This window comes from Betaproteobacteria bacterium (assembly GCA_016720925.1).
Classification (GTDB): Bacteria; Pseudomonadota; Gammaproteobacteria; order Burkholderiales; family Usitatibacteraceae; genus UKL13-2.
Genome location: JADKJR010000001.1, coordinates 737,717 through 754,578, shown reverse-complemented (window position 1 = coordinate 754,578; position 16,862 = coordinate 737,717). Strand labels below are relative to the sequence as shown.

Below are 16,862 nucleotides of genomic sequence, written 5' to 3'. Positions count from 1 at the left end.
ATGAAAGACTTTCGTCCGGCGAAGAAGCGAATTGAGGTTTCGGTTGGTGAGTCTGTGCGTATCCTGCGTGAGCTCCAGGAACTGAGTCAAAGCCAACTTTCCGAACTTACGGGTATTCCACAAGCGACCATCTCAGCTATAGAGAACGGGCGGGTCAATTTGGGCGTGGAACGCGCCAAGACCTTTGCCCGTGCACTCAATTGCCACCCCGCAGTACTCGTTTTCCCTGGCTGGGAAGTTCCACTTGAGCACGCCGCATAACACGGCGATTGCACGGACCGGACAGAAGCGGCCGGCCGCGCACCTTGGTCGTTAGGCGTCACGAAAGTGGAACTCAAGAACCGTGCCTCGGCGTTCATTTGGGCATTCGCCCTGGTCTGGTTGACCCTGCTTATCGCTTTCACGGCGATCCTTGTCCGGGACGGCCCACCCGCAGGCTACTCGCTCCTGACCACATCCACCATTCTCGGAGTGTTCTGGCTCGGAGGGCTGGCGCTTGGCAAATTTGCGACAAGCAAGGCCTGCTTCTATGCGTCAGTCCACTCGCAAGACGGATTAACATTGGTCTGGCGCTACCCGTTGAAGACGATCCGAACGAATGTACCGATGAACCTCGTGGTCGCCCCCGTCGTTGTTGAAGGCACCGACAGCGAGGGAGATCCCTATTTCTTCGCCAGGCTTCTTCTACCAGATGGCGCTACTTTCGACTTGGCAGAAGGCCATATTCGAGTCCAGTGCGAGGCGGCGTGCGAAGCATTTTGTCACGCAATGCAAAAGACGAGAGCGACAGCAAGTGACGCCTAACCTTTCATGCCAGCCGACGCGCTCCGGCCTGCGGCCTCCCCACACGGCTGAACTCGCGCGCTAGGTGCTCTTTATGCCAAAGGCGCTAAAGATTCTGGGCTACGCAATCGCGGGAGTGTTCGGGCTGGTTCTCGCTGCCTGTGTGGCAATTTGGCTGATTCTGGTATGGCATACTTGGCCAAAATCGTGGGATATTAGTGACAGCGACTTTCTTTCCGTTGCAATGCCTCCGTTGGAAGTTTGTGGCCCCATCTCCTCTGCATTTCGAGTTACACACTATTATCGTCATAACAATTTCAATGACGGAGATGAGTTGTGGCGCCTGGAAGCGCGAGATGCCGAAGCGGTTTCCGATCTGCTGAAAAAATTCAACTTGGTACCGGCCAATCCGAAAGACGATGTCCAACGTTTTTTGGGTGTCATTGGAGATAAACCGGGCTGGGTGGTGCGCCCGCAAACGGAGATGCAATGGCTCTTCATTGAAGCCGACCAGCAATCTTCCGATGGATCAAGGGGGTGCATGTTTGGGCGTCTCTACTTTTGGAGCATGGATGGCAAGGTCTTCTTTCTATATCACGTCATCACCTAACTTCTCGCTGCAGCGGGACGCTTCGCCAGCAATCCGGCTTCGCGCCCCTGCGCTACGACGTTCGGCGCCACATCGACAGCCACGGTACTCCCGATGCCCGTGAATTCGCTCCCGATCAACACCCCTTCCCTTCGGCTACGCCACTTCGTCGTCGAAGAGGCGGCGCGGATGATGGAACTGAACGGCGAGCCGTCCACCCGGCGCTGGCTTCCGTCCCATGTCTACGCAGACATGAGCGAAGCTACCTCTCGCATGCAGTACCTGATTTCGTGCTATTCGTCGCCAGGCGATCCGCGTCTGGGCCCGTACGTCCTGGCCGTCGAGCACCTGGCGGGCGGAACACTACTGGGCCACGTAGGGTTCAGCCCATTCGACAGCGAAGTGGAAATTTCCTACGCTATCGCCGAGCGCTCACGCAGGAGCGGATACGGTTCCGAGGCTTTGCTCTATTCTTGCCAGTGGGCTGCAGAGAACTTCGATCTGCCCAGCATCCTGGCCATCACCGAGACTGGCAACGAGCCTTCGCGCCGCACCCTGGAGCGAGCTGCATTCGTTCATGACAGAGACATTGTCATGCAGTTCCAGGGAAGCGAAGAGACCGTCAGTCGCTACTTGTGGCGTCCCTCCATCGACTCAACGCGGTGAGGCCTCACCCATCATTCAAGCGGGAACCCAACGGCAAAGGGCCCGCTTACCTCGCACGTTCGGCTATGTCGTTATCGCCACCGCGGCGGCGATGTTTGAACGGATTTTGCAGAATGCCGCGGATATAAGATCCGAGAGTGAATTAACAGCGTAACGAGAAAACGATCGAGAAGCCCATAAAATGAGCGCCTGCGAACAATGCGTTCCAGCGGTCGCGGCAAGCGGCAGGCCGCGTCGCTGAGCTTTGTCATCCGGCGGTAGTCGAAAGGAAGGAATGAAGATGACACGCGTCCGAGTTGAAGGCTTTACCATCTCGCTTGACGGATACGGAGCGGGTCCGAATCAGGACATCAATAATCCGCTCGGCGTCGGCGGGACAGATTTGCACCAGTGGTTAATCCCGACCCGCACGATCCAACGGACCCTGTTTGGCGCCGAAGGCGGCACCACGGGAACCGATGACGACTTCGCTGCGCGGGGCTTCAGGAATGTGGGCGCCTGGATTCTCGGAAGAAACATGTTCGCGCCGAGTCGCGGCCCCTGGCCCGACATGAACTGGAAAGGCTGGTGGGGGGACAGCCCACCCTATCACGTTCCAACTTTCATCTTGACTCATCACGCGCGCCCGCCCATCCAGATGGAAGGCGGAACGACATTCCATTTCGTCACGGGCGGTATTCACGAGGCGCTTGACCGGGCGCGCGAGGCCGCCAACGGCATGGACGTGCGCATTGGCGGCGGACCCAACACGATCCAGCAATATCTTCGTACCGGCCTCATCGATGAACTGCACGTCGCTATCTCGCCGGTCCTGCTGGGCGGGGGAGAGCGGCTGTTCGAAGGGGTTGACTTGCGCGCTCTGGGATACGAATGTGTCCAGTTCGTTGCGTCGGAGAAAGCCACCCATGTTGTGCTCCGGCGCCAAGCGCACAATGGCGCCTGACAACCGGTTGAGGCGGACGGTGCTGCCGCGCTGCCGCTGAACCGGAACGCTGGGGGTCGCGATAATCATCATCTCTTTACAGGAAGGAGAGTCCGTGTCAAATCAGATCCTTCTGGGCAAGCGCGCGCTCGTCACCCACGCCGACGCGTTCATGGGCCCGGTCCTGTGCGAAGTGTTCGCCCGTCACGGTGCCACGGTTATCCCGAGTATCGATCCTCTGATGAGCGCAGACGCGCCTGGTGCTATCGTCGCTGAGGCCGGGCACGTCGATATTCTCGTTGCCAACTTGGCCATACCCGCACCGACCACCGCGGCCACGGAGGTGTCAGACGAAGAGTGGAATGACACATTCGCCGCCCTCGTGCATCCCTTGCAACGACTGTTCCGTGCTGTATTGCCAGCCATGATCGAGCGGCGCTCGGGCAAGATTCTCGTCATGGGCAGCGCATCAGCACTGCGCGGGATGAAGCGCTCCTCGACATACAGCGCTGCCCGCGGCGCCCAGCTTGCCTACGTGCAGGCCGTCGGCGTGGAGGTTGCTCCCCACAATGTTCAAGTGAATGCAATCGCGCAGAACTTCGTTGATAACCCGACCTACTTTCCGCCCGAAGTTCAGAGCAATCCACGGTTCCAGGAGCGCCTGAAGCGCGAGGTTCCCCTGGGACGCCTTGTAGACGCCAAAGAAGACGCTGAATTCGCGGCGTACCTTTGCAGCGAACCGGCGAGTTGCTTTGTCGGTCAAGTGTTTCCTGTTTGCGGCGGCTGGGTGGTGCGCTAGTGCAACCACCTCCCACCCGTCAATCCGACGCAGCTGCGCAAGAGGCCGCGCAGCCCGGTGATTTCACTCGTTAAGCCCGGAAGAACTGCCACGGTATGCAGAACGCTGATTACCTTGATCCCATTCTTCGATTCCTGTCCAACGTTGGAATTGAGGTCAGGCTTGAATCCATCGATAACGCCACATTCTTGCCCGGAATCGCGGTTCGGCAAGGTTCGCTCGTGGCTGACCTGAGCAAACTTCTATGGCCGGGGGACCTGCTGCACGAAGCCGGTCACTTGGCAGTGTTACCCAGCATGCTTCGTCAACAGGCGTCGGATGACCTGGCGTTCGAACAGAGCGCGCCACACGCTGGGGAACTCGAGGCCATGGCATGGGCATACGCGGCTGCCGTCGACCTCGATCTGCCGCTGGACGTGCTGTTCCATGAGGGCGGTTACAAGGGGCAATCAGCCGGTCTTCGCATGACATATTCGATGGGGGTCTATCCGGGCCTCCCGGGATTGTGCTTGGCGGGAATGGCCGTTGCGCCGAATCCGGTGACTGGCGCTGCCGCGAATTTTTATCCTCAAATGTTGCGTTGGCTTCGTGCAGATGACGCACTGCCCGGGGCCTAACCATTTACCCCGGCGGAGCGCCAACGGCGTGCCGCCGCCGGCGACCGCTTACCGCTAAAGTTACGTGTCACGAACGCAGTACGCTCCCACTTAACCTCACTTAGGAGTCTCAAATGAAGAGAGTTACAGGAATCGGAGGAATCTTCTTCAACGCGAATGACCCTGTCAAGCTGCGAGCCCGGTATAAGCAGCATTTGGGTATTGACGTCCAGGAATGGGGAGGCACCGCATTCACCTGGACCGATGCCGCGGGCAATCCGACCAAGGGAACGACCGTGTGGTCCGTCGGCGCCGCCGACAGCGAGCACTTCGCACCTAGCAAGTCGACCTTCATGGTCAACTATCGGGTTGAAGACCTGGACGCCTTGCTTCAGTTGCTTCGGGACGAGGGGTGCAATGTCCTGAAGAAGGCGGACGACTCCGAATACGGAAAGTTCGGTTGGGTGATGGATCCCGAGGGGAACAAGGTCGAACTTTGGCAACCGCCTCCGGGGCAGTGAGCTTCATGCCTGAAAGCCAAACGCCGACGCCTGGCCGGTGGAGCCGACAGTGCTCGGCAAGTCTTGGTCTGCGGCTCAACTTCAAATGTGAAGCTGCGGGAAAACCCTTCTTGAACACCATGTCGAATCGGGTGTGAAAATTGACCTCTCAAAATCGCGTATGCGGCGCTATCTCGCTTTTGGGGACGGTGAACGTACGCCATGTTTGCCCCGAACATTGCGTCGGCAACTTTCTCTGCGGCCTCGTTAGGCGTCACGCGCGCATCCACCCATGAGTTCAACCGACATTGAGTTCTTCCTGAACCTCGAATCCAGCGTGTGGAAAGCCCTGGTTTGTGGCGACCCAACAGCGGATGCGAGCCTCCTGGCGGAAAACTTCCTGGGCGTCTACAGCACAGGCTTCGCAGGAAGAGACGAGCACGTCGGTCAATTGGCGGTGGGGCCCATCGCGCGCGCATACTCGCTGTCGAATGCAAGGGTCATTCACCTCTGCCCTGACACGGTCGTCCTGTCGTACCTGGCCACTTGGTCCCGACACGGTTCAGGATCGGACGCGGGTCAGGAACGCACGTACATTTCATCCATTTGGCAGCACCAAAACGGAGTCTGGCGAAATGTATTTAGCCAGGATACGAAAGCTGATGCGTAACCCATCACTCAAGTTCATTCGCCTCATCCACTGGGACGCGCGAACGGCGGGGCGCACTTTGGCTTGATCGTTCGCCGTCCTTACAAACGGAGGTTCCCGATGCAGAAAACCGATCTTGCGATACCGACACTACCGACCCGATCGATCGGCAGCGCCGTGGCCTTCTATAAGCAACTTGGGTTCGAAGGCGGCGCGCACGAATTCAATGACTCTTACGCCGTCATGCGTCGAGGGACCATCGAGATTCACTTCTTCACGCACAAAGCACTTGTTCCCGCGGAGTCTTCGGCGGGCTGTTACATCCGAGTCCAGGACGCCGAGAGTATTTACACCGCATTTGCCTCCGCTCAGTTGCCGAAGCGCGGTATCCCGCGCATGGATGCAATCGAGGACAAGCCCTGGGGACTCCGGGAGTTCGCCATCGTTGATCCTGACGGCAATCTGTTACGCATTGGCCAATTGCTGGAGAGCAGGGTGTGAGCACCCTGCCGCCAAAGCCGCCCTGCAACCCTCCCCTCCCCCTCAGGCGGGGCGCAAATTTCAGCCAATAAAAGAACGGAGGCCGAAGTGACCTTACAAGCTGACAATGATGCCGTCTTCACCACCAGCCGTGTGCTGCCCTTTGGCCGGCAAGATGTATTCAAAGCCTTCGCCGACGCGCGGCGCCTCGCAAGTTGGTGGGGGCCCGACGGCTTCACCAACACCTTCGAAATCTTCGAGTTCAAGGCGGGAGGCCTCTGGAAATTCGTCATGCATGGGCCAGACGGCACCAACTATCCGAATGAAAATACCTTTCTTGAGGTGTCGCCCACACGCATCGTCATTCGCCATGTCTCTCAGCCGCACTTCACGCTTACCGTCACGCTGAGCGATGCGGGCGGCCACACCAGGCTCGCCTGGCGTCAGGCCTTTGACGACGCCGAGGTTGCCGCTCGAATCAGGCACATCGTCGAACCCGCGAACGAGCAGAACCTGAACCGGCTTCACGCGGTACTCTCCGCGGCGGCGACATGAAGGCTTACGCCTCCCTCATGTGGAGCGCGTCAAAGTGAGGCAACATGGCGCCTAATCCTTCCATCAGCACGGATGCGGCGCGACAAGACCGCGCAGCGTCGGCTACGTCAAACGCGGGGGTTCCCGAGGTACTCCGCATTGCGCGACATATTACGCGACACATCGCGCGACACATTACGCGGCGCTTTGGCAATAAAATGGGGCCGCTTTCCCCCAGACTCGCGCATTGAAAGGAGAATCTAAAATGCCGACAGGTACCGTGCGATTACATCGTGTGCTACGAGCAACACCGGAGCGTGTCTACCGGGCTTTCCTGGACGCCGACGCAATGGCGAAGTGGATACCACCATACGGTTTCACCTGCAAGGTGCACCACATGGATGCCCGGGTTGGTGGCACGTTCAGGATGTCGTTCACGAATTTCAATACAGGGAACGGTCACGCATTCGGTGGCGAGTACCTTGAACTTGTTCCTTACGAGCGACTTCGCTATACAGACAAATTCGACGATCCTAATTTGCCTGGGGAAATCCAGGTGACGGTGACTTTGACGAAGGTTTCCTGCGGCACCGAAATCAACATCGTGCAGGAAGGACTACCTGAAGTCATTCCCCTTGAGATGTGCTACCTGGGCTGGCAGGAATCCCTCGCACAACTCGCCACGCTCGTCGAGCCCGAGATTCCGGACTGACAAGGCGGCACCCACCCCCTCATTCACGCGTACCCGCCCAGGGCAGGTTGCCTATGCCGGACGTTGAAGCTGCAGGAAAACTCAAAATACCAAAATCATCGCGCAATCAATCGACGTGTGATTCCGTTTCCCCTTCAGTAGCGCGCTATGCCTCCGTCCCGGCGGCTGAGACGACGAATTACTTAAGGGAATGAGCGGACGCTAGCAATCAATTGACGATTGAGAAATGCCATACGAAATTATCCGCAAGTCAGGCATCGCATCTCGTCTGCGGACAAGCTCCAAGAGTCTCGCCACCCCCACCCGCGTCTGCCAACTCATTCGGGCTGATGCCGGGGCCGGCCGGAGGCATTCGAATTGCTATTCCCGCTGACGCCAGCTTCGCTTCACCACCACTTCGCTGATCGCTGATTTGAATCACCGGACTCGCATCGGTATAGTTCGGAATATCACCCGATCCTGCTTTTTGGGCATTTCGCCACACCGATCGGCCAAGGTGATAAGCCCATCATCATCAGTAAAGTCCGCCTCCCATGAACATTAAAATCGACGATCTGTGCGGTTCCGAGATACATGCGCTGTTGCAGGAACATCTTCGGGGCATGGCGCTGCTCTCGCCCCCTGAAAGCGTGCATGCGCTGGATATTGAGAAATTGCGCAAACCCGATGTTACGTTCTGGACCGCATGGGAAGGCGGTGAGTTGCTGGGTTGCGGCGCGCTCAAGGAACTGGACAACCGGCATGCCGAAATCAAGTCGATGCGGACATCCTCGGCCCACCTCAGAAAAGGCGTGGCGAAGAATATGCTGGGCCACATCCTTGACGTTGCCCGGCAGCGCCGCTATCGCCGCCTGAGTCTGGAAACGGGATCCGTGGAAGGTTTCGAGCCTGCCCGCAAGCTGTACGCGAGTTTTGGTTTTACCGATTGCGGACCGTTTGCGGAGTATGTTGAAGATCCGTACAGCGTTTTCATGACCCGGGAACTTTGAGCGTCAAGGTCGCCCGGCAGGCGCCGCACGGCCATCGCCCGTTTCCCTGCGCAAGCGCAATGGCGCAAAATAGAGCTTTCGATGTCAACGCTCACGGACCACCATGAACAACCTGTCTCTGCTCGATCTTGGCTTTTTCATCACTGAAACCGAGGCCAGCCCCAAACACGTGGCGGGCTTGCTGATTTGCAAGCGGCCGGATAAATCGACGGTTGCCTTTGCCAAGAACCTGCATCGTGAATTCCTGACGTTCACCGAGGTGAATCCGCCGTTCAATCGCGTCATCAATTTTTCATTCACGCCGATGCCACACTGGCAGGACGTGGACACGGTCGACCTCACGCAGCATATTTTTTATCACAAGCTCAAGAGAGGCCACAACGACCGCGAAGCGCTTTACGACTTTGTCGCCAGGCTGCATACGCCGATGCTCGACCGGTCGCGTCCGCTGTGGGAAGTGCATGTCATCGACGGGCTGGGAGATGGCCGGTTTGCGCTTTATCAGAAGATACATCACGCCTATGCGGATGGCGTCACGCTGACTCGCTGGACCGCCGAGGCGATGGCGCCAACGGCCCGGCAAACCAAACTGACACCGATGTGGACGCGCAAGCACGGCGGTTATGCGAGCCAGCGCAAAAAACGCAGCCAGGAGCTGCTGCAATCGGCGTGGTCGGAGGTGGGCGGCACCAGCCGCCGCTTGCTCGGCATCGGCCGGCTGGCCGCGATGCTGCTGCTGGAGAGCGTCAATCTCACCAAGAACGCGATCGCGCTGCCATTTGTCTCGAGCGCGAAAACTCCGCTGACCGGGCAAGTGACGCCGGGCCGCCAGTTCACGACCGCGGGCGTCTCGATGGCGCGCGTCGACAGGATTCGCAAGCAAACGCGTTCAACGCTGAATCACATTGCGCTGACCTGTCTCGATGGTGCGTTGCGCCGCTACCTCAGCGACCAGGGCGTCGAACTGCCGCGCCCGTTCACCATTCAGATGCCGGTAAACCTGCGAAAGGAAGGCGAGAAAACTGCCGGCAACAAGCTCGGCATTATTCTGGTGGAATTATCGCCGCCCACGGACGATCCCTATGTGCGGCTGCGTAACATCGGTTATTCACTGCGCAATGTGCGCTCCATGATCGACAGCGTCGCACCGGAGGCAATCGAGTCATACACCATCATCACCGGGCTAGTCGCGGAGATCGTGGAACTGCTGAAACTTTCCAATACCCTGCCGCCGATGGGCAACACGCTTGTCTCGAACGTGCCCGGCCCGAAAGAGCATCTGTTCATCAAGGGTGCCCAGATGGAAGAAATGCACCCCATCAGCACATTGCCCCCGAGCAACCTGCTCAACATCACCTTGTTCAGTTATGCGGGCGACCTGTTCTTTGGCTTGATCGCCACCGAAGAGCTGCCCAATTTGCATCGCCTGGGCGAGTATGTGCAGGAAGCGTTTACGGAGCTGGAGAATTCGGTGCACGATGCGCATGCGGCGTAGCGGATAGCGCGTTACCGGCTGCCAACGCGCGTGAATTATTGCGGCATGCGAAAAGTTTGGTTTGCATATTTCGTGAATTCAAAAACATCGTCATTCCCGCTTAGGTGGGAATGACGACTCTCTATTCGCTGACTTAAGGGAACTTCTATTAACCCTATTTCCGCCTGGGTATCGAAGGGGCCTCCTCCAAAGGAAAAGGGGGCTGGGGTTGGGGGGGCCCGGATCCCCCAGCACGAACGGGGAGTTATTGGAAGTTCCCTTAAGCAAACTCAAGCACTGGCGCACCTTTCCGGCCGGAAAGGCCTGAAACGCCGCTCCCACTGGCGCTCTACGCGCCGGGGGGCCATGAAAACCGCTTCAGTACGCTAATCGCCCAAACTCCGCCCGCACGGCAAGATGCTCTTTTCCGTCAGGCGAAATATTGTGCATGAAAAGGGCGAGTGAATCCGCCGATTGAATGTTCAGCGCGATGCGCCAGCCCCAGTCCGGATCGGGTGGTGCCTCATAGCTGCCACGCACCGCGAATACGCCGTTCGCGTCGATGGCGCCGGTGCAGTGCATGATTCGCTGGCCCATGTGCCACGAATCCCCCACGCCGCCGTCGCTACATTTTGTTTTTCTTCGTAGCCCAGTAACAACACGCCTTCGTGCGGATCACTTTCAAACTTCCAGGAATAGTCGACCAGCAGAAATGTGCCCCGCACCGCCTTCGCGATCGTCGCGCGCGAGCCTGAAAGTTTTTCCGGTCCGGCTTCGCCGTTCAGATAGAGGCGCTTGGTTCCCTTCCATTCACCGGACAGGCTGGCAAAACGCGGCGGTAGCGGCATGAGCGGCTCCTTTCGGCAGGTCACAATATTCTGCCAAACATTGCTGTCGCCGACAATGTCCCGCCGGACAATACCTGTTGCGTCAAGCGTCGCGAATCGAGACTTCAGGGTATGTCGCCTGCATGTGCAGCCATTCCACCGCCAGCAATCCGTATAGCGCGCTATCCGAAATATCGTCGCCAACGATCCAGCGTTCGCGCAACAGCCCTTCGCGCTGAAAGCCGAGGCGCTCCAGCGATCGGGCGGATGCCTCGTTGCGCGGATCGATGTCGGCTTCAAGCCGGTGCAATCCGGCCACACGGAAGGCATGGTCGATCAACGCCACCAGCGCTTCGTGCATGTAGCCCTGCCCCCAAAATGGCCGGCCCAGCGCGTAGCCGATCTCGGCGCGCCGGTTCTGCTCGTGAAGCTGATGCAATGTGCAGGTACCGATCAGCTGTCGGTCGAGTTTTCGCTCGATGCCAAATTGAAACAGGTCGCCCTTGCGATAGTGTTCAAGAATTTCACCGATCTTTTTTTCGGCCTGCGCGAGCGATGTCATCGGTGGCGAACTCCAGTACAGCATGACGTCCGCGTTGGAGAACACGTCGAAAAACGCCTGCGCATCGGCGGGTGTCAGCCGGCGAACCAGCAGCCGACTGGTAGACAGCTCCGTGGCAACTCGTTGTGCGATCACCGTGCGATCACTCACGTGGACGCGCGTGGATCGGATGCCGCTTCGGCGCCGGACGCCAGCAGGCGGGCCCCACCAGATCGCGATACGCGTGCCAGGTGGCGTGGCCGATCAGCGGGCCGGTGAGCACCAGGCCGATATACGCCGTCAGCAAACCGACGCCGATCAATAGCGCGATGAGCGCCGCCCACACGATCATGGCCACGGGATTACGCACCAGCGACATCACGCTCACGGCCGCTGCCGTGATGGCATCGGCGCGACGGTCCAGCAGGTACGGTATCGAAATCACGCTGAACGCAAACACGATGGTGGCGAAGATCAGGCCCACACCGAAGAAGGCCATCATAAACCCGATATTCTGCATCGCCGCCAATTGCAGGAAAAACGCCGCCCATGTCGGCATGGCGTGCGATTCGAACAGCGCGAACGTCACCAACGATGCCCTTGCCCACACCAGAAACACCACCGTCAGGATCAGCACGTAGATGCCGATGCCGCCGGGATTCTCGCGCCAGGCCACCAGCGATCGCCGGAAGTTCGCGGGTGGCGACGCTTCGCGCTGGCGCGAAAGATCATAAAGGCCAATACACAGAAACGGCCCGAGCAGCATGAAGCCCATCGCCAGCGTGGAGGTGTAATCGATCGCGAAGCGGAAGACCAGCAGCAACACCACACCCATCGCCCCGAAGCAGAGACCGTAGAATGCGCTGGCGCCCGGTTGCGCGCGCATGTCGGCGAATCCCCGCCGTAACCAGTCAAGCGCCCGTGTTGCCTCGACCTCGCGAATCGCGGGAAATGTGAAATGCTGGCTTTTAGGCGTTGAGTCCATGTCAGTGTGCATCCGCATCATCTCCACATTCCTGTTTCGAACCTGCTTCTCCTGCGGGCCAACTACTGCATCCCGGCCAGCAACATTGCCACTGCCGCGGTGAGTTTCTTCGCGTAGGGCACATGCAGGAATTCATTCGGGCCGTGCGCATTCGATTTCGGCCCCAGTACACCGGTGACCAACATTTGCGCGTTCGGGAAATTTCACGCCGAGCATTCCCATGAACGGAATGGTACCGCCCTCACCCAGATACGCGGCCGGTTTGCCGTAGAAAGTCTGCGAGGCGCCATCGAGCAGCGCGGTAAGCCACGGCAACGTGGCGGGCGCATTCCAGCCGCTTGCCGCCTGCTCGTATTCAAACGTGACGCGTGCAGAGTATGGCGCATCGCCTTCCAGCGTCTGCTTCAAGGCGACGGCGGCCTTTGATGCATCCACCAGCGGCGGCAAACGCAGCGAGAGTTTCAAAGATGTGTAGGGACGCTGCACGTTTCCGGCCGAGGCAATGGCGGGCAGCCCATCCGCACCCGTCACGGCCAGCGCGGCGCGCCAGGTGCGGTTGAGGATCAGTTCGACCGGATCCTTGGTCGTCGGCTGGACAAAAACGAACTTGCCGCCATCCTGGCAACAACTGTCCCACGGAAATCGCTGCCACACAGATTCACCCATAATTTCCGCCGCCTGCTTTGCCTGCGCGACCCGCTCAGCAGGAATCCCGCAATTGAACATGGCAGGCTTCACCACACCGGTTCGCGAATCATCGATGCGATCAAGCAATTGCCGTGCGACGCGGAATGAGGAAGGCACAACTCCACCTGCGTCACCCGAGTGCACGCCTTCGGTCAGCACGTTCACCGTCAGCGTGCCATTGACCAGGCCACGTAGCGAAGTGGTTACCCACAACTGGTCATAGTTGCCCGCGCCGGAATCGAGAGCCATGACGAGTTGCACGTCACCCATGCGTGGCGAAAGCGCCTCAAGATAGGCCGGCAAATCGTAGCTGCCGCTTTCCTCACAGGTCTCGATCAGCCCAACACAACGCGGCCGCGCAACACCCTGCTTGTCCAGCGCCATGATCGCCGACAGCGCGGCGTATACCGCATAGCCGTCATCGGCACCACCACGGCCATAGAGTTTGCCGTCTTCGTAAACTGGCGTCCACGGCCCGAGTCCGGCACGCCAACCGGTCATTTCCGGCTGCTTGTCGAGGTGACCGTAGAAAAGAATGGTCCGGTTGGGATCGAGCCCGCCGGTTGCCGGGATATCGAAGAACAACACCGGCGTGCGGTCATCATGGCGCACCACCTCCAGCGTGAGACCAGTCACGTTTTGCGCGGCAACCCATGCTCGCGCCTGTTCAATGGCGGCATCCAGAAAACCATTCTTTGCCCAATCGCGATCGAAGCCCGGGGACTTGGCGGGAATCTTCACGTACTCGATGAGTTGCGGGACGATGTCGGCATCCCACTGTCGTGAGATATCGGTGAGGAGTTGATCGGCATTGACATTTATTGCGGGTATGGCATCGCGGGCGGTCATGTGGGTTCTCGATAAACGAAGACGAGGCTGATTTTACTGCGAGACGCGTTGCGACGTTTGCGCGACCGATCGCTGGCGGCGCCCTGGTATTTTGTCAGCGAGCCCACGCGGCATCGAGCCAAATAGTGCCCGGTTACCCACGAGGAGTAACGGAGCCTTCCTACAGCCCAAATGAGCTTGCGCCTACACGGTGCATGTCGCCCAAAACCTACACTGGTGTCATGGCAAACCGCCATCAGCTTGAAAGGAACCACCATGGAAGCCGTACAGACAAATCCCCAGACGTTCAACTATCGTCCGACACCGCCTTTGTCACGGACACTTGATGACTTGAGAATGGTGCATGACAACTACGCGACCTCCGGCAGCTTTTCCGCAAGCTCGATGCGGCCGGTTTTGATCGCCGCACTGGTGATCGCCGCCGGGGCAGGCATCGCGATGGGCGTAGACAAATATTCAGATAACAGCGCCGCGAAAACTGACACGGCAATAACAGCGCCGGACCCGAGCGTACCCTCCGCGGCGGCTGTTTCGGCCGCGAGCAACGTTCCGGTTCCGGCGGCATCCATCACGGCGAGCGACAGTCCTATCACCGATCCACTGAAATCGATGACGAAGTCGGAGGAAGCGAATTCAATGCCTCTGGCGGGACACGGCAATAACCACAGCAGCGAATCGCTCAATCCGGTCAAGGCAAAGACCAGCGTGGCCGCGAAGTCGGCATCCACGCCGGTGAAGCGTATTGCGCCGCCCGTGGCCCCGTCAGTGACCCAATCCGTCACGCCGCCCGTCACCCCGCCCGCAATTGAATTTGCACCACCGCAAGCGGAGATCATCGTAACGGTCGCTCCGCCCACACCCGCGCCAGCACCCGTGATGATTGAGGAACCACCGATCGTGCCGGCTCCCGCGCCCATACTGCCGCCGGCAGACCCACCAAAACTCTAACCTTACCGTTCGGTCAAGCCTGGCCAGAACCGCTTGCATGCGGAACTGGCCTCGCCGCGGTGAGCGCCTCAACCGCGCCTTTGCACGTGGCGCCGGCTTCATCGCGATCCAACACCGTCACATTCAAGTCGCGCAGCAAGCCGTCCTTCAGTCCATAAATCCAGCCGTGAATCGCCAGCTCCTGCCCACGCTCCCACGCGTCGCGCACGATGGTGGTTTGACAGACGTTTGCCACTTGCTCGATTACGTTGAGTTCACAGAGTCGATCGAGGCGCGCATCGGAAAGCCCGATGGCTTTGAGCGCCTCGACATGTTTGTCTCGAACATCATGCACATGGTGCAGCCAGTTATCCGCCAGCCCCACGCGCTGGTCAAACAATGCCGCGCGAACCCCGCCGCAACCGTAGTGCCCGACCACCATGATGTGTTCCACCTTCAGCACATCTACCGCGAACTGGATCACCGACAGGCAATTGAGATCAGTGTGCACGACGACGTTGGCGATATTGCGATGGACGAAAACTTCCCCTGGCATCAACCCGACAATTTCGTTCGCGGGCACCCGGCTGTCGGAGCAGCCGATCCACAGGAATTTTGGATTCTGCTGTTTGGCGAGTTGCTCGAAAAAATCGGGATGCTGCGCGCGAATGCGGTCGGCCCAGGCGCGATTGTTGTGGAAAAGGGATTCGAGGTTTTTGTCTGGGAGGTTCATTGGCGAACTAGCCGCGGTCTGCCGCTACCCGCATGTGAGGCGAGGGACTTAATAGCGTGCACTCCCCGGCGTCCGCGGAAACGGAATCACATCGCGTACATTTGCGAGCCCTGTGATATACGAAACCGTCCGCTCAAACCCCAGCCCAAATCCCGCGTGCGGTACGGTGCCGTAACGGCGTAAATCCCGATACCAGCTGTAATGCGCCGGATCAAGTCCACATTCCAGCATTCGCCTGTCGAGTACATCAAGCCGCTCTTCGCGCTGCGAGCCACCGATGATCTCGCCAATGCCCGGCGCCAGCACGTCCATCGCCGCCACGGTTTTCTCGTCGTCCGAGAGCCGCATGTAAAACGCCTTGATCTCCTTCGGATAGTTCATCAGCACCGTCGGTCCATTGACGTGTTTCTCGGCGATATAGCGCTCGTGCTCGGATTGCAGATCGATGCCCCATTTCACTGGATACTCGAATTTTTCCTTCGTGCTTTCAAGCACCTTGATGGCGTCGGTGTAATCCATCCGAACGAATTCGGATTTGACGATGTGTTCCAGTTTGGCGATCAGGCCTTTTTCGATGCGCTCCTCAAAAAAAGCCATATCATCCGCGCGTTCGGCGAGCACGGTGGTGATGATGTATTTCAGCATCGCTTCGGCCAGCGTCGCGTCATCACTCAGGTCAGCGAAGGCGATCTCCGGCTCGATCATCCAGAATTCGGCGAGGTGGCGCGACGTGTTGGAATTCTCCGCGCGAAATGTCGGGCCGAAGGTGTAGACCTTCGACAGCGCCATGCAATAAGTTTCCACATTCAACTGGCCGGACACGGTGAGGAACGCCTCGCGACCGAAAAAATCCTGCGAAAAATCGATCTTGCCTTCGGGTGTTTTCGGCAGGTTCATCATGTCGAGCGTGGAGACGCGGAATAATTCGCCTGCGCCTTCCGCGTCGGAGGCGGTGATGATCGGCGTATTGACCCACAGAAATCCTTCTTCGTGGAAGAAGCGGTGGATCGCCGAGGCAATGGTGTGGCGCACCCGCGTCGCCGCGCCGATGACATTGGTGCGCGGGCGCAGATGCGCGACCTCGCGCAGGTATTCCATGGTGTGCGCCTTGGGTGTGATCGGGTAGGTATCCGGATCATCCACCCAGCCGACCACCTTGATGCCAGTGGCCTGCATTTCGAACGGCTGGCCTTTGGCCGGCGACGGCACGATGGTGCCGGTGGCTTCGACCGCGCAGCCAGCCGTCAGTTTTTGTACTTCATCGGCATAGTTGGCGAGCGTATTCGGCACCACGACCTGCACCGGATGGAAGCAGGAACCATCAGAAACATTGACGAAAGAAATGCCGGCCTTCGAATCGCGTCGGGTTTTCACCCAGCCCTTGAGCGTGACGGGCGCATGCGAAAGCCCGAGGGATGCCTTGCCAGTAAGGATATCGAAGCAACTGAACGAAGCCATGTTGGCGCCTTGAGATATTTCATGGGGAGGAGCCAATTTTACCGGTTTTGCCCGCGCGCCCGACAATTGACGTGCGGCGCCTGAATCTCGGATCGGCTGAAACTCGCCTGCTGGCGCGGCTCTCCGCGGCATACGCCCCAGGAGCCGCATTGGCGCTGGTCC

At 58.9% G+C, this 16,862-nt stretch carries 21 protein-coding genes and 1 pseudogene; 14 read left to right on the top strand and 8 right to left on the bottom strand.

Annotated features, from left to right (window positions below):
- The 14 genes from IPP88_03595 to IPP88_03530 all read left to right on the top strand — a co-directional run bounded on the left by IPP88_03595 (nucleotide 1) and on the right by IPP88_03530 (nucleotide 9,714).
- On the top strand, nucleotides 1–261 hold the full coding sequence (locus IPP88_03595; GenBank protein MBL0121836.1) for a helix-turn-helix transcriptional regulator: 261 nt from the start codon (nucleotides 1–3) through the stop codon (nucleotides 259–261).
- Between the two features lie 66 nt (nucleotides 262–327).
- Nucleotides 328–804 carry a hypothetical protein gene (locus IPP88_03590; protein ID MBL0121835.1) on the top strand — a complete coding sequence of 159 codons (477 nt, stop codon included), beginning with the start codon at nucleotides 328–330 and terminating at the stop codon, nucleotides 802–804.
- Between the two features lie 73 nt (nucleotides 805–877).
- Nucleotides 878–1,393: a hypothetical protein gene (locus IPP88_03585; protein ID MBL0121834.1), complete on the top strand. Its 516-nt coding sequence runs from the start codon at nucleotides 878–880 to the stop codon at nucleotides 1,391–1,393.
- Between the two features lie 99 nt (nucleotides 1,394–1,492).
- The gene (locus IPP88_03580; protein ID MBL0121833.1) at nucleotides 1,493–2,038 is read left to right on the top strand and encodes a GNAT family N-acetyltransferase; all 546 of its coding nucleotides are present in this window, start codon (nucleotides 1,493–1,495) and stop codon (nucleotides 2,036–2,038) included.
- A 280-nt stretch (nucleotides 2,039–2,318) separates the two neighbouring features.
- A complete protein-coding gene (locus IPP88_03575) occupies nucleotides 2,319–2,981 on the top strand; it encodes a dihydrofolate reductase (protein MBL0121832.1) in 663 nt (220 codons plus the stop codon).
- Between the two features lie 151 nt (nucleotides 2,982–3,132).
- Entirely contained in the window at nucleotides 3,133–3,759 is a 627-nt protein-coding gene (locus tag IPP88_03570; GenBank protein ID MBL0121831.1) for an SDR family oxidoreductase, read from the top strand.
- Nucleotides 3,760–3,854: 95 nt separating this feature from the next.
- Nucleotides 3,855–4,376, top strand: a complete 522-nt coding sequence (locus tag IPP88_03565) for a hypothetical protein (GenBank protein ID MBL0121830.1) — start codon at nucleotides 3,855–3,857, stop codon at nucleotides 4,374–4,376.
- Nucleotides 4,377–4,489: 113 nt separating this feature from the next.
- Complete coding sequence (locus tag IPP88_03560; protein MBL0121829.1) at nucleotides 4,490–4,876, top strand: VOC family protein; 387 nt, start codon at nucleotides 4,490–4,492, stop codon at nucleotides 4,874–4,876.
- A 271-nt stretch (nucleotides 4,877–5,147) separates the two neighbouring features.
- Nucleotides 5,148–5,525, top strand: a complete 378-nt coding sequence (locus IPP88_03555) for a nuclear transport factor 2 family protein (protein ID MBL0121828.1) — start codon at nucleotides 5,148–5,150, stop codon at nucleotides 5,523–5,525.
- 99 nt (nucleotides 5,526–5,624) lie between these two features.
- The gene (locus IPP88_03550; protein MBL0121827.1) at nucleotides 5,625–6,005 is read left to right on the top strand and encodes a VOC family protein; all 381 of its coding nucleotides are present in this window, start codon (nucleotides 5,625–5,627) and stop codon (nucleotides 6,003–6,005) included.
- An 87-nt stretch (nucleotides 6,006–6,092) separates the two neighbouring features.
- Nucleotides 6,093–6,539 carry an SRPBCC family protein gene (locus tag IPP88_03545; protein ID MBL0121826.1) on the top strand — a complete coding sequence of 149 codons (447 nt, stop codon included), beginning with the start codon at nucleotides 6,093–6,095 and terminating at the stop codon, nucleotides 6,537–6,539.
- A 244-nt stretch (nucleotides 6,540–6,783) separates the two neighbouring features.
- Nucleotides 6,784–7,230 carry an SRPBCC family protein gene (locus IPP88_03540; protein ID MBL0121825.1) on the top strand — a complete coding sequence of 149 codons (447 nt, stop codon included), beginning with the start codon at nucleotides 6,784–6,786 and terminating at the stop codon, nucleotides 7,228–7,230.
- A 533-nt stretch (nucleotides 7,231–7,763) separates the two neighbouring features.
- Nucleotides 7,764–8,219, top strand: coding sequence for a GNAT family N-acetyltransferase (locus IPP88_03535; GenBank protein MBL0121824.1), 456 nt, complete (start codon nucleotides 7,764–7,766; stop codon nucleotides 8,217–8,219).
- Between the two features lie 103 nt (nucleotides 8,220–8,322).
- Nucleotides 8,323–9,714: a DUF1298 domain-containing protein gene (locus tag IPP88_03530; protein ID MBL0121823.1), complete on the top strand. Its 1,392-nt coding sequence runs from the start codon at nucleotides 8,323–8,325 to the stop codon at nucleotides 9,712–9,714.
- A 357-nt stretch (nucleotides 9,715–10,071) separates the two neighbouring features.
- Here the strand turns inward: IPP88_03530 and IPP88_03525 are convergent, their stop codons facing one another.
- The 8 genes and pseudogenes from IPP88_03525 to asnS all read right to left on the bottom strand — a co-directional run bounded on the left by IPP88_03525 (nucleotide 10,072) and on the right by asnS (nucleotide 16,700).
- The gene (locus IPP88_03525) at nucleotides 10,072–10,275 is read right to left on the bottom strand and encodes a DUF1579 family protein (GenBank protein MBL0121822.1); all 204 of its coding nucleotides are present in this window, start codon (nucleotides 10,273–10,275) and stop codon (nucleotides 10,072–10,074) included.
- Nucleotides 10,176–10,541: a DUF1579 family protein gene (locus tag IPP88_03520; GenBank protein MBL0121821.1), complete on the bottom strand. Its 366-nt coding sequence runs from the start codon at nucleotides 10,539–10,541 to the stop codon at nucleotides 10,176–10,178. The genes IPP88_03525 and IPP88_03520 overlap by 100 nt, the downstream gene beginning before the upstream one ends.
- Nucleotides 10,542–10,623: 82 nt before the next feature.
- A complete protein-coding gene (locus tag IPP88_03515) occupies nucleotides 10,624–11,214 on the bottom strand; it encodes a GNAT family N-acetyltransferase (protein ID MBL0121820.1) in 591 nt (196 codons plus the stop codon).
- A gap of 10 nt (nucleotides 11,215–11,224) precedes the next feature.
- Nucleotides 11,225–12,058, bottom strand: coding sequence for a DUF2189 domain-containing protein (locus tag IPP88_03510; GenBank protein MBL0121819.1), 834 nt, complete (start codon nucleotides 12,056–12,058; stop codon nucleotides 11,225–11,227).
- Nucleotides 12,059–12,108: 50 nt separating this feature from the next.
- Nucleotides 12,109–13,582 (bottom strand): annotated as a pseudogene (locus IPP88_03505) (M20 family metallopeptidase).
- A 350-nt stretch (nucleotides 13,583–13,932) separates the two neighbouring features.
- Nucleotides 13,933–14,499, bottom strand: coding sequence for a hypothetical protein (locus tag IPP88_03500; protein MBL0121818.1), 567 nt, complete (start codon nucleotides 14,497–14,499; stop codon nucleotides 13,933–13,935).
- Between the two features lie 44 nt (nucleotides 14,500–14,543).
- Nucleotides 14,544–15,242: a carbonate dehydratase gene (can, locus tag IPP88_03495; GenBank protein ID MBL0121817.1), complete on the bottom strand. Its 699-nt coding sequence runs from the start codon at nucleotides 15,240–15,242 to the stop codon at nucleotides 14,544–14,546.
- A 48-nt stretch (nucleotides 15,243–15,290) separates the two neighbouring features.
- Entirely contained in the window at nucleotides 15,291–16,700 is a 1,410-nt protein-coding gene (gene asnS, locus IPP88_03490) for an asparagine--tRNA ligase (protein MBL0121816.1), read from the bottom strand.
- Between the last annotated feature and the right edge of the window lie 162 nt (nucleotides 16,701–16,862).